15 protein-coding genes are annotated in these 12,139 nt (G+C 27.7%); 7 read left to right on the forward strand and 8 right to left on the reverse strand.

What is annotated here, in order from left to right; genetic code table 11:
• Positions 1 to 7 precede the first annotated feature (7 nt).
• On the reverse strand, positions 8 to 433 hold the full coding sequence (locus ABXT56_RS06730) for a Smr/MutS family protein (RefSeq protein ID WP_415299965.1): 426 nt from the start codon (positions 431 to 433) through the stop codon (positions 8 to 10).
• Positions 434 to 1,027 (reverse strand): Tim44/TimA family putative adaptor protein, encoded by a 594-nt coding sequence (locus ABXT56_RS06735; RefSeq protein ID WP_415299967.1) that lies wholly within the window; start codon positions 1,025 to 1,027, stop codon positions 434 to 436.
• A 58-nt stretch (positions 1,028 to 1,085) separates the two neighbouring features.
• On the opposite strand from ABXT56_RS06735, the gene ABXT56_RS06740 reads away from it, so the two are divergent.
• Both ABXT56_RS06740 and ABXT56_RS06745 read left to right on the forward strand, forming a co-directional pair.
• A complete protein-coding gene (locus tag ABXT56_RS06740) occupies positions 1,086 to 1,508 on the forward strand; it encodes an FxsA family protein (protein WP_415299969.1) in 423 nt (140 codons plus the stop codon).
• Complete coding sequence (locus ABXT56_RS06745) at positions 1,492 to 1,914, forward strand: protein-export chaperone SecB (protein ID WP_415299971.1); 423 nt, start codon at positions 1,492 to 1,494, stop codon at positions 1,912 to 1,914. The genes ABXT56_RS06740 and ABXT56_RS06745 overlap by 17 nt, the downstream gene beginning before the upstream one ends.
• Here ABXT56_RS06745 and dnaQ read toward each other — a convergent pair.
• The 5 genes from dnaQ to ABXT56_RS06770 are packed head-to-tail and all read right to left on the reverse strand — an operon-like array spanning position 1,907 to position 5,341.
• Positions 1,907 to 2,578, reverse strand: coding sequence for a DNA polymerase III subunit epsilon (gene dnaQ / locus ABXT56_RS06750; protein ID WP_415299973.1), 672 nt, complete (start codon positions 2,576 to 2,578; stop codon positions 1,907 to 1,909). The two genes, ABXT56_RS06745 and dnaQ, sit on opposite strands and share 8 nt — an antisense overlap.
• A gap of 1 nt (position 2,579) precedes the next feature.
• Entirely contained in the window at positions 2,580 to 3,149 is a 570-nt protein-coding gene (coaE, locus tag ABXT56_RS06755) for a dephospho-CoA kinase (RefSeq protein ID WP_415299974.1), read from the reverse strand.
• Positions 3,149 to 3,940, reverse strand: coding sequence for a shikimate dehydrogenase (aroE, locus tag ABXT56_RS06760; RefSeq protein WP_415299976.1), 792 nt, complete (start codon positions 3,938 to 3,940; stop codon positions 3,149 to 3,151). The genes coaE and aroE overlap by 1 nt, the downstream gene beginning before the upstream one ends.
• Positions 3,937 to 4,524 carry a Maf family protein gene (locus tag ABXT56_RS06765; protein ID WP_415299978.1) on the reverse strand — a complete coding sequence of 196 codons (588 nt, stop codon included), beginning with the start codon at positions 4,522 to 4,524 and terminating at the stop codon, positions 3,937 to 3,939. The genes aroE and ABXT56_RS06765 overlap by 4 nt, the downstream gene beginning before the upstream one ends.
• Positions 4,517 to 5,341: a pyruvate, water dikinase regulatory protein gene (locus tag ABXT56_RS06770; protein ID WP_415299980.1), complete on the reverse strand. Its 825-nt coding sequence runs from the start codon at positions 5,339 to 5,341 to the stop codon at positions 4,517 to 4,519. The genes ABXT56_RS06765 and ABXT56_RS06770 overlap by 8 nt, the downstream gene beginning before the upstream one ends.
• 284 nt (positions 5,342 to 5,625) lie before the next feature.
• On the opposite strand from ABXT56_RS06770, the gene hemE reads away from it, so the two are divergent.
• The 4 genes from hemE (at position 5,626) to rho (ending at position 9,712) form a co-directional block, all read left to right on the forward strand.
• Positions 5,626 to 6,627: a uroporphyrinogen decarboxylase gene (hemE, locus tag ABXT56_RS06775; RefSeq protein WP_415299982.1), complete on the forward strand. Its 1,002-nt coding sequence runs from the start codon at positions 5,626 to 5,628 to the stop codon at positions 6,625 to 6,627.
• Between the two features lie 39 nt (positions 6,628 to 6,666).
• The gene (hemH, locus tag ABXT56_RS06780) at positions 6,667 to 7,785 is read left to right on the forward strand and encodes a ferrochelatase (protein ID WP_415299984.1); all 1,119 of its coding nucleotides are present in this window, start codon (positions 6,667 to 6,669) and stop codon (positions 7,783 to 7,785) included.
• Between the two features lie 11 nt (positions 7,786 to 7,796).
• Complete coding sequence (gene hemG / locus ABXT56_RS06785) at positions 7,797 to 8,324, forward strand: menaquinone-dependent protoporphyrinogen IX dehydrogenase (RefSeq protein ID WP_415299986.1); 528 nt, start codon at positions 7,797 to 7,799, stop codon at positions 8,322 to 8,324.
• A gap of 119 nt (positions 8,325 to 8,443) precedes the next feature.
• A complete protein-coding gene (rho, locus tag ABXT56_RS06790; RefSeq protein WP_415299988.1) occupies positions 8,444 to 9,712 on the forward strand; it encodes a transcription termination factor Rho in 1,269 nt (422 codons plus the stop codon).
• Between the two features lie 102 nt (positions 9,713 to 9,814).
• On the opposite strand, the gene ABXT56_RS06795 is transcribed toward rho, so the two are convergent.
• Positions 9,815 to 10,558 carry a sulfotransferase domain-containing protein gene (locus tag ABXT56_RS06795; protein WP_415299990.1) on the reverse strand — a complete coding sequence of 248 codons (744 nt, stop codon included), beginning with the start codon at positions 10,556 to 10,558 and terminating at the stop codon, positions 9,815 to 9,817.
• A 140-nt stretch (positions 10,559 to 10,698) separates the two neighbouring features.
• Between ABXT56_RS06795 and mnmE the strand changes: the two genes are divergently transcribed.
• The gene (mnmE, locus tag ABXT56_RS06800) at positions 10,699 to 12,030 is read left to right on the forward strand and encodes a tRNA uridine-5-carboxymethylaminomethyl(34) synthesis GTPase MnmE (protein ID WP_415301409.1); all 1,332 of its coding nucleotides are present in this window, start codon (positions 10,699 to 10,701) and stop codon (positions 12,028 to 12,030) included.
• Positions 12,031 to 12,139 lie beyond the last annotated feature (109 nt).

The raw sequence follows: 12,139 nt of genomic DNA on the forward strand, positions 1-12,139 counted from the left end.
TACTCTGTTATTTAATTTTATTTTTATTTTTAAGATAGATATAAAAAGCACCACTTCCGCCATCTTCAATTTTAGCATCCGCAGTTTCGATAATATACTTTGTTAAATCTTTATTATTTTCAATATATTCTGGAACTGAATATTTAAGTATACTTAGGTCTTTTGAAAGATAAGGGTTTTTAATATTTTTAGACCTTAGGCCTTTACCAGTAATTACAATTATTTTAGTAATACATTCATCAAAAGATTTTTGAATGAACTGTTCTACATTCTTGTTGGCTTCTTCAATCGTATAACCATGAAGATCTATCTTTTTTATTTTTTCTTGTCTTATATTTTTTTTATTAATAAGATCTTTGTTGGGAATTTTTTCTTTACTCTTTAAAAAATTTTTCCAGTCTTCTTTATCTTTATTTGAAATTTTCTTTTTCAATTATGTTATTGTATCAATTAGTAGCCAGTTAGGGTTCGAAGATTTAATATTTTTTGAAAAAACCCAAGTATCATAAACTGTTTTAATTTTTTCACCATTTCCTGAGATTATTTTTTTATCCTTATCTTTTATGCAGGTTATAATTTCACTAACAAAATCTACCGTCACCTCTAAACTTTCTTCTATTTTTTTATGAGTTTTAATTGCGGCTGACTTAATTCCTATGAAAGTTATTTCTGCAAAATGACCTTTGTTTCGTCTATCTAACAAAGCTTCTTGAAATTGGTCATGAATTTTTTTACTTAAGAGTGGTTTGCTAGCTATTAGCTTGTTATCACTATCACTAAAATCTGTGATGATTGTCTCATAAGCTATTCTTGCTCCTTTTAAAAATTCTCTCTGTGTCTCTTCATCAAAATTATCATTGATTTGTTTTGGACTTACTTCTGTTTTTTTAAATTCTTTTTCAAATTGTGTTGGCATTTTTCCTTCAAAACCAGTTTTTTTTCCAAGTATTCCACGTAAACGAAGAAAAATAAAACCAGCAATCATTGCTAAGAGAATAATGTCTATGTATTCAAAACTATAATTCATAAACTAACAATATTTACTATGTTGCTAAATTACAACTATCAATTTAAACTAGGGACAAATGAACACATTTTTATTATTACTAATTAGTATCCCAGTTATCGAGATTTACTTGTTTATTAAAATAGGTTCCCAAGTAGGAGCATTTAATACGATTTTGCTTGTCTTTATTTCTGCTTTTTTTGGTATTATTTATGCCCGATATGAAGGTTTTAATTCCCTTAGGTCCGGAATGTCTCAAATTTTAAAAAATGAGCTTCCAGTCTATGAGATTATTTCTAGTGCGGCTTTGGCTTTTGCAGCCCTTCTTTTAATTTTACCTGGTTTTGCTACTGACTTCTTGGGCTTATTAATAATATTTCCTCCAACAAGAAAATTAATATTTAAGAAAGTGTCAATTAAACAAAAACCAATAAATGAGAAACAAGATTTTATTAATGGTGAATTTGAAGATATAGATGATGAAAATGAAAGAAAACTTTAAAATACTAGCTGAATATATAAAAGATATTTCTAGTGAAACAACTGATGTTCAAACTTATATTTTTGTTAAAGAACAAATATCTAAATACCACCTTAGTATAGATATAAATTCAAAAGCTCTAAAAAATAAAATGGTTGAAGTTAACACAACATTAAAATTTGAAGACAAAGAATTAAATGAAAAAAGGTCTTACTTTGAATTAGTTTATGCTTCGATTGTTAAAATTGATGAGGTTGAAGTAGATAAAAAAGATTTAGAAAAAATTATATTATGTGACGTTCAAAACAAAATTTATCCAAGACTCGAAAAAGCATTTTTAGATTTAGTTCATAATTCTGGTTTTCCAGAAGTAACTATGGAAAAAAAAATAGATTTTACTGAATTATACAAACAAAAATCTAATTAAAAAAATTTTTCTTTAAACTATTTTTTAAATATTTTTTATGTAGCATTAGCTCTTCTTCTGTGGGCTTAATTACTTTTTTATAATATCGATTAATTTTATTAGAGTTAATTATTGTTTTTTCATTATCTTCATTTTTAAAATTTAACATGGGTTCTTTTTGGTCTAAAAGATTAATATAAACTTTGGCTAACAAGTCACAGTCAATTAGTGCCGTGTGCTGTTTTCGTTTCGAATTATCTACTCGATATCTTTTGCATAAAGCATCGAGACTTGTTGGTGAACCGGGAAATTTATTTCTAGCTAATACAAGTGTATCCACAACATTTTCACTATTGAGTTTTTTTTTACCTAATAATGCTAATTCGTTGTTTAAGTGAGATAAGTCAAATTCTGCATTATGAATTACTAATCTTTTATTTTCTATAAAATTTAAAAATTCATCCACTATTTCTGAAAATTTTTTTTGGGTAGATAAAAATTCATCCGTATATCCATGAACCTCAAGTGCTTTTTCAGAAACTTTTCTTTCAGGATTAAGATAACAATGAAATCTTTTTTTAGAAGGAATCAAATCATTTATCTCAATGCATCCAATTTCAACAATTCTATGACCTTCTCTAACTGATAATCCGGTTGTTTCTGTGTCTAGTACTATTTCTTTCATTTTATAGAATTTCGTTAATAATTTTCTTTACTCCCATTTTAACAGATTTTTTAGTAAAATCATTTTTAATAATAAATTGAGATTTTTTCATTTTATAATTCAGTGGTAATTGAATTTTTTTAAATTTATTTAAAAGTTTCGGATTAAAGCTATTTCTTTTTTTTAATCTATTTAAGACATCTATTTTTTTTGATTTAACAAATACTAAAATATCATTTTCTTTATTAATTTTATTTTCTAATAAAAGTGGAATATCTAAAATTACTATCTTCTTATTTTTATTTTTGCTCAAAAATGTGTTCATTTTTTTTCTTATTTCCAAATGAACAATTTTTACAATTTTTTTAAGGTTAGGTTTGTTGGCTAAGATAGCATTAGAAATTTCATTTTTACTAATAGGAAATGAATAAATATATTTTGGTAAAGTTTTTTTTATCTTATTAAAAATTTTTTTATCTTTTTTATATAATTTGCCCACTTCAAAGTCTGCATTAAACACTGGGTAGCCAAAATTTTTAGCTACATAACTTTTGCCTGATCCTATATCTCCTAAAATTCCAATTCTTATCATTAATCCAAAAGTTTAATTACTTCATTATTTACTTCTGGTTCAACACCATGCCAAACCTTAAAAGCAATGAAGGCCTGATAAATAAACATTAATTTTCCATTTTCTATTTCATTGCCTATTTTTTTTCCAATTTTTAAAAAATTTGTTTCTCTGGGGTTGTAAATTACATCATAAAATAATTTATTTTTTCCTACTTTAGAAAAATCTAGATTTAATTGATCATTACTATTTAACCCTACACTTGTAGCGTTAATGATCATGTCAAATTCTGGAATATTTCCCCAATCAACAATTTTTAAATTTTTAAAAAAATTTTTTAAGCTTTCAGCTCTACTTTTGGTCCTGTTACTTATTGTAATTCCAGAAACTTTCATTTTATTTAATGCAAAAATTATTGATGGCACAACTCCTCCAGCACCTAATATAAAAATTTTTTTATCATTTACTTTAAATTTTAAGTTTTTAATACCAAGTTCAAATCCACCAATATCAGTATTATGACCAACTAGTTCATTATTATCTAAATAAATAGTATTAACTGATTGAGTGCTTTCAGCCTCAAAACTTAATCTATCCAAATAAGGAATAACTTTTTTTTTAAAAGGCACCGTAATATTAATTCCGTTTAATTTTTTTTCCTTAACTTTTAAAATTAAATTTTCAATTTCATTTTCACCCAATTTTTGTTTTTCATAAATTGCATTAATATTATTATTTTTGATCCAATAATTGTGTAATTTGGGTGACAATGAGTGCTCAATAGGATTTCCTATGACTAAGTATTTTTTCATTTAAAGCTCTTTAAATATTCTTTAATTTTTTTAATTGGTAATCCCATTATTGTATCCTCGTCTCCCTCTATCCTGGAAAATAAAGATCTGCCTTCGCCTTCAATTTGATATACATTATAAGCATATAATGCTTCATCACTTATTTTAGACAAATAATCTACAATCTCTTTTTCAGTCATTTTCTTCATGGTTAAAAATGCTTTGTCTGTGTAATTCCAAATCATTGAGCCATTTTGAGATATGCATACTGAGCTTATTAGTTGGTGCGTTTCCCCATTTAAATCACAAAGTATTTTTAAAGCTTCTTCTCTATTAGCTGGTTTTGAAATTATTTTTCCTTTAAGATCAATAACACTATCAGCTCCCAAAACTATATCGCCATTTCTTTTTTGACTTATTTTGTTTGCTTTAAGTTCGGCTAAATTTTTAGAAATAATTTCTGGAGTTGCATTTTCCTTTAATAGGCTATCTTTAACACTGTCCTCATCTACATTTGAGGGCTCCACAACACATTTAATTTGATTCTCCTCTAAAATTTTTTTTCGGACTCTGCTTTTTGATGCAAGTATAATTTGATCAATCATTGTTTTTATATATTTCGTGTATTTTAATTATTGATGCGGCAACCTCTTCAACTGATTTTCTTGAAACATCAATAGTTGGCCATTTATATTTGGCAAAAGTTTTTTTTGCTTCTTCGACTTCTTTTTTAATTTTTTGTATATCTGTATAACTTGTGTTCTCTCTCTCTCTAAGTGTCATCATTCTATTTTTTCTTATATCAACTAATCTTTCGGCTTCTGCTGTTAAGCCGATAACACAGGCCATCCTTGGGTTTTTTTTTAAACTTTCTGGTATTGATTTTTCGTTAACAAGTGGAATATTTGATGTTTTAAAACCTTTGTTAGCAAGATAAATAGAAGTAGGAGTTTTGCTTGTTCTACTAACTCCTAATAATATCAAATCTGACTTATTTAATTCATTAACCATGTTTCCATCATCATGATTCATTGTAAATTGTATAGCTTCAATTCTTTCATAATATTCTTCATTGAGAGCATGTTGTCCACTTGGGACGTGAGAAGCTTGCTGGTTTAATAATTTCGAAAAACTGAGAATTAAATTTCCTAGTACACCAAAGCAAGGAATTTTTTTTTCATTACTTTTATTAGCTAAAAATTTAGCAAGACCACTATCAACAATAGTATATAAAATAATTGAGTTCTTGTTTTTTTTTGCTTCTTCAAGAATTTTTACAACTTGGTTTTCTGTCCTAGTAAAAAAATAGGATTTAATATCATACTCAATATTTTTAAATTGAGCTTTAATTGCCAAAAAAACCCTATCCAGAGTTTCACCAGTAGAGTCTGAAATAAGATATATTTGATATGTATTACTCATGAATAAAATGTTGGTATATAAGTATTATTTTTATCATTTTTTAAAATAATGATGTTTTTTATTTTTTACTGTAAAACTTGATTTTTATTAACATTAATAAACATGTGAAACATTAATATACATTTTATTTAACAAAATTAAATAAAGTCACTATTTAAACACTGTACTTTGCTTTTATAAATTATTAATTGTTAATAAATCATGTATAAAATATGTAGAACAACTAATTACCAATATTCACATACTATATAACTAATACTATAATTAAATATTTAATTATTATTATGACCCCTATCCAAAGAACTATAATTGGAAAAAAAACAGATAATCCTCCGATATGGTTGATGAGACAAGCAGGAAGGTATCTTCCAGAGTTTAGAGAGATTAGAAAAAAAAACCCAGATTTTATCAATTTATGTTTAAATGAAAATTTATCATCTGTAATAACATTACAACCTCTTGAAAGGTTTGAATTAGATGCAGCAATAATTTTTTCAGACATTTTAATGTTACCTTACGGATTAGATCAAGAAGTGAAATTTAAAAAAAATTTTGGCCCTCAATTGGGACCACTAGACTTAAATCGAATATCTAAAATTGATGAAGTAGATTTTGTAGAAAAACTATACCCTGTTTATAAATCAATTAAAAAAGTAAGTGAAAATAATTTAATTAAAAATAAAAACTTAATAGGATTCATCGGGGCCCCATGGACATTGTTAGTTTATATGATTAACAAACATTCACCAAAAAAAGAATTGATAAAAGATTTTTTTAAAGATGAATTTTTAATAAATAGAATTTTAAAAATATTAGAAAAATTTTTAAAACTGCATATTGATCATCAAATAAAAAATGGTGCAACAATAATACAGATATTTGATAGTTGGGCAGGATTATTAAAAGAAAAAGATTTACCAAACTATGTTTACATTCCAACTTTAAATTTAGTTAATTATGTAAAATCGTTAAACATACCCATTATCTGTTTTCCAAGAGGAGTGAAGAATTATAAAAATTATTGTGATATTGTTAAACCCGATGCTATTAATATTGATTATAATGTAAACCCAATATCTATATGTAAAGAAATTAATATACCCATTCAAGGAGGGCTTGATCCAAAAATATTATTAACCGATAAAGAAAATTTAAAAAAAGAGGCAAAAAGATATCTGGATATATTTAAAGATCATCCGTATATCTTTAATCTAGGCCATGGCGTATTGCCCCAAACAGAACCTAACATGGTGGATTATTTAGTAAAGATGGTAAAAGATTATTAAATTAAAAACTAAAACAATATTTATAAAAACTTATTTATAATGATACAACAGTACACACATCCAAAAAGAAAAACAAAAGTTGTATTTGTTCAGCTTGGATCACCTTCGGAGCCAACAACCAAAGCTTTAAGAAAATATCTTCGTGCATTTTTAGGAGACCCAAGGGTTGTTGATATAAATCCGTGGCTTTGGAAAATAATTTTAAATTTTTTTGTGTTGCCCTTCAGGCCACAAAAGTCCGCAAAACTTTATGCAAGAATCTGGGATGGAGAAAGTTTTCCATTGATAACCAACACGAGAGATTTTACAAAAAATGTAAGTGAGGAATTAAAAAAAATTGATCCAGAAGGTTATGTCGAAGTAAACCATGCTTTTCTTTTATCACCCCCATATGTACATGAGGTTTATGATGATTGGGAGGATGATTTAAAAAAGGGTATTGGCGCAACAAAATTATTAGTTATACCAATGTTTCCCCAGTACTCTGAGGCCACAATAGCTTCAGGTATAGATGCATTGGCAAAAGAGTTGTCGAAGAGAGTAAAAATACCAACCTTTGAAGTCATCACAAACTTTCACAGAACACATGCCTTTATTGATAATTCTGTAAATCAAGTTGATTTAAAATTAAATGAATTAATAAATCAAGGAAAGAAAATCGACAGCTTAGTAATAACCTTTCATGGAATGCAAAAAAGGCGAGTTGTCAGTAAAGGTGATGACTATTATAGACATTGTTTCGAAACATTTAGTCTTATTACCACTAGTCTAAAAAATATTAAGCCAGAACAGTGTATGATGAGTTTTCAAAGTCGCTTCGGTTCTGAGGAGTGGATAACACCATACACGGAAGATGTAATTAAAAAATTAATTTCTGAAGGTAAGAAAGAAATTGTAATATATTCCCCAAGTTTTGTTGCAGACTGTCTCGAAACCACTGATGAATTAGGTCATGAGCTAGTAAATGATGCCAAAGAATGGGGTGGCAATGTCCATCCAGTAGAATGTCTTAATACCAACAAAGATTGGTGTAAGGACTTTGCAAAATATACCTTCATACAAGCAGAGGGCTCAGCACAAGATAAAGAGGATATAGAATACCAAGTTGAAAAAAAATATTATCAGAAAATGCCACAACAAATAATGAATAAAAAATAGTATTAATTAAAATGTCTGGTTCTTTAATAATTTACTCAAGTACAGATGGTCAAACAAAAAATATTTGTGAAAAAATAAAAGGCTTTTCAAAAAATAGTGAATCTATAAAATTAATTTCTCTAGAAGAAGCAAGTAATTTTAATCTTCAACCTTATGAAGACATCATAATTGGAGCAAGCATTAGGTATGGGAAGCATAGTAAAAATTTATATAAATTTATTTCTTCAAACAAAGAAACACTTGAAAAAAAAAGAAGCGCTTTTTTTTCGGTAAATGTTGTTGCAAGAAAACCAGAAAAAAATACTCCAGAAACAAACCCTTATATGAAAAAGTTTTTAAAAATTTCAAATTGGAAACCCGATAAGTTAGGCGTCTTTGCTGGCAAAGTTAATTATCCAAATTATGGTTTTTTTGATAAATACATTATTCGATTTATAATGTTTATAACCAAAGGCCCAACTGACACCACAAAGTCCTTTGAGTTTACAGACTGGTCTAAAGTAGAGGATTTTGCTAAAGAACTAAGTTTAAGTTCTTAAATACTCTATAAAATGCCTTATTTTATTGAGCTTTAAAGAGCACCGAGATCTATGCTTGTAATAGTTTAAAGAGTATATATATTTAACTTATCTTACAAAAATTTTAAACCCCCCTATTAATGAATATACAAGAACTTAAATTAAAATCATCTGAACAATTAATAACGCAAGCCGAAGAGCTCGGAATTGAAAATGCTAGTACATTAAGAAAACAAGAAATTTTATTTGCTATATTAAAAAAAGTTGCAGAAAAAGAAGAGATAACTGGAGCAGGAGTTTTACAATTATTACAAGATGGATTTGGTTTCTTAAGAGCCATGGAGTCAAATTATTTGGCTGGACCAGATGATATTTATGTTAGCCCAAGCCAAATAAGAAAATTTGGTTTGAGAACAGGAGACACTATTGAGGGACCTGTTAGAGCTCCAAAAGAAGGTGAAAGGTATTTTGCATTATTGCAAGTAAGCAAAATAAACTTTGAAGAGCCAGAGAAAGCACGTCACAAAATTGCTTTTGACAATTTAACTCCACTATATCCAAACAAACAAATGGTGATGGAAGTTGAAACAACTAAAGTAGAAAAAAAACCAGATTTAACACCAAGATTAATAGACCTTGTAAGCCCAATCGGAAAAGGTCAAAGATCAATAATAATTTCACCTCCAAAAGCAGGTAAGACGATGATTTTACAAAGTATTGCAAACTCAATTGCTAAAAATTATCCAGAGAGTTATTTAATGGTTTTGCTAATTGACGAAAGACCCGAGGAAGTAACCGACATGCAAAGAACAGTTAAAGGTGAAGTTATTAGCTCTACTTTCGACGAACCAGCTTCAAGGCATGTAGCTGTTGCCGAAATGGTAATCGAGAAAGCAAAAAGATTAACAGAACATAAAAAAGATGTAGTTATTTTATTGGACTCAATCACAAGATTAGGCAGAGCTTATAATGCCGTAATTCCAAGTTCAGGAAAAGTGTTGACAGGTGGTGTCGATGCGAATGCGTTACAAAGACCAAAAAGATTTTTTGGTGCAGCTAGAAATATTGAAGAAGGTGGATCTTTGACAATTATATCAACAGCATTGATTGATACGGGATCAAGAATGGATGAAGTAATTTTTGAAGAATTTAAAGGCACGGGAAATAGTGAAACAGTTCTTGATAGAAAAATTGCAGAAAAAAGAATTTACCCAGCGATAGATATAACTAAATCTGGAACAAGAAGAGAAGAACTACTTTTTGACAAAGATGATCTCTCAAAAATGAATGTATTAAGAAGAATTATTAGCCCCATGGGAACTATGGATGCAATAGAGTTTATTAATTCAAAGCTTAAAGAAACAAAAAGCAATGCAGATTTCTTTAGCTCGATGAATAAGCCAGCTTAATCAACATAACCCAATTCCTTCATTTCTGTATAAAAATTTTTTTCAATCTCATTTTTAATATTTTTGTTTATAAGTTTAGTCCAATTTCGATTGGGACCCATATTAAAAAAAAGATTTTAATTTATTGGCTTGATCTAAATTTGATTCATTAAATAAACTTTCATCTTCTAATTTTTTAAAGTTTTCAAAAGTTGTTGTTTTTAAAATATTATCTATTTTTTTTTTATCTATTTTTAATTTATTTATACTATGCAAATAAACAACAATTCTATTAAGTTCTTTTTCTGGATCCTTAATTAAATCCTCATACCTTATTAGAAGGTAATTTTTATTTATTTTTTTCCATGAATTATAGTGATTGTTCCATGAACTAATCATAACTGGAAAACTGTATGCCTTATCTGGTTGAATTTTTAAGCCTGTCATTGTTTGAACATCAAAAAGTTTTTCTTTAGCATCTTCTGTGTTTTTTAAAGACCAGTGATCTTTAAGAGAAGTGACCAAATTTCTTGGATCTCTAACAACATGGATAACGCCCAGAGTGTTAGAATTGTCAGTAAATGCATTATTTCTATATTTACAAAATATGTGATGAGTTTTGAAAAATTTTATTTTCTTATCTTTATTAATTAAATTTTGAGAAGGAATCCAATTTTTTTGAATTTGCGAAGCATTATTATAATTTGTTACTAAATTTTTAAAATATCGTTTTGTGGGATATTGATCAATATTATTTAAAATATTAAAATTATCTAAATTACCATTTTTTGAAAATAAAATTAACGAAACAAGGGATCTTACCCAAGTGTTACCACTCTTAGGATATGACGCTATCCAGACTACCATTTTAATTGTTTTTACCCTTTTCAATTATGAAAAAACCTTACAACAATTTAAAAATTAAATAAAGAGAGCAGTATATTTATGAGATGTTTTTTAGTAATTATGGTTTTACAGGTATATTAAATCTAAGATATAATATTTTTATGACAATTTATGCTTTATCTTCTGGACCAGGTATTTCGGGAGTTGCTATTATCAGGATTTCGGGGAAAGAAACTTCAAATGTAGTAAAATTATTGACTGGTAAGGATTTACCCAAGCCAAGAGTAGCCACACTTAGGAAAATTAACTATATCAACACTTCTGAGCTTATTGATGAAGGCATAATATTGTGGTTTCCTGGTCCTGAGAGCTACACAGGTGAGGATATGGCTGAATTTCACATACATGGGAGTAAAGCTGTAATCGAGGCCATACACACCTCTATTTCAAATATAAAAAATTGTCGTTTAGCAGAACCCGGTGAGTTTACAAAGCTTGCATTTCAAAATGGAAAAATAAATTTACTTAAAGCTGAGAGCATTGCAGATTTAATTTCTTCTGAAACCGAAATTCAAAGACAACAAGCGATTAAAATTATGAATGGAAAATCTGCTGATCAATTCAATTTTTTAAGAGAAAAACTTTTAAAAATTTTATCTCATGTTGAAGCCAAAATAGACTTTCCAGATGAAGATTTGCCAAATGATATTTTAGAAGAACTTAAAAAAAGTTCTGATGATGTTTTAAAAAATATAGAAAAAATTTTAAATGATCAAAAGGTTGGAGAAAGAATAAGAGAAGGTTTTAAGATTGCAATTCTTGGACCTACTAATGCAGGTAAATCTAGTCTCCTAAATCATCTATCAAATAGAGATGTTGCAATAGTTTCAGAGATTGCAGGAACCACAAGAGATGTAATAGAAACACATCTTAATATAGATGGTTATCCAGTAATTGTTTCTGACACTGCTGGGATTAGAGATTCTAAAAATGAAATTGAAAAGAAAGGTATAAAGTTATCTTTAAATAGAGCAGAAGAAGCTGATTTGAAGCTGATAGTTGTTGATGCAAAAAACGTTGAATTTACTGATGTTTTGAAAGGTTTGTTAGATCAAAATGCGATTTTAGTAATAAACAAATTAGATCTTTTAGATGGAGAAATTGATCCTGAAATTAAAAAATTAAATCATGTATTAATTTCAATTAAAGAAAATTTAAACATTGATGAATTAATTTTAAAAATAAAAGACAATTTAAAAAATCAATTTATAACAAGTGATGATATTTTAATTACTAGAGAACGACATAGACAACATCTTGAGCAGTGTTTAGAGCACCTTAAAAATTTTAATAAAAAAAATGAAGTTGAGGACTTTGACAAAGCTGCAGAAGATTTAAGATTAGCCACTAGACATCTTGGTATGATTGTTGGAAAAGTCGATGTTGAGGAGATATTAGGCAGTATTTTCAACGATTTTTGTATAGGTAAATAATAGTCTATTTTCCTTATATTTATGCCCTTTTTTTCTCAAAAATGTTGATAATTAATGCTTATTTAAGCAAAACTATACGTCTCTTGTAAATATAATAATCAGTTGTAAG

The sequence above is a fragment of the Candidatus Pelagibacter sp. Uisw_134_02 genome, assembly GCF_047720265.1.
Taxonomy (GTDB): domain Bacteria; phylum Pseudomonadota; class Alphaproteobacteria; order Pelagibacterales; family Pelagibacteraceae; genus Pelagibacter.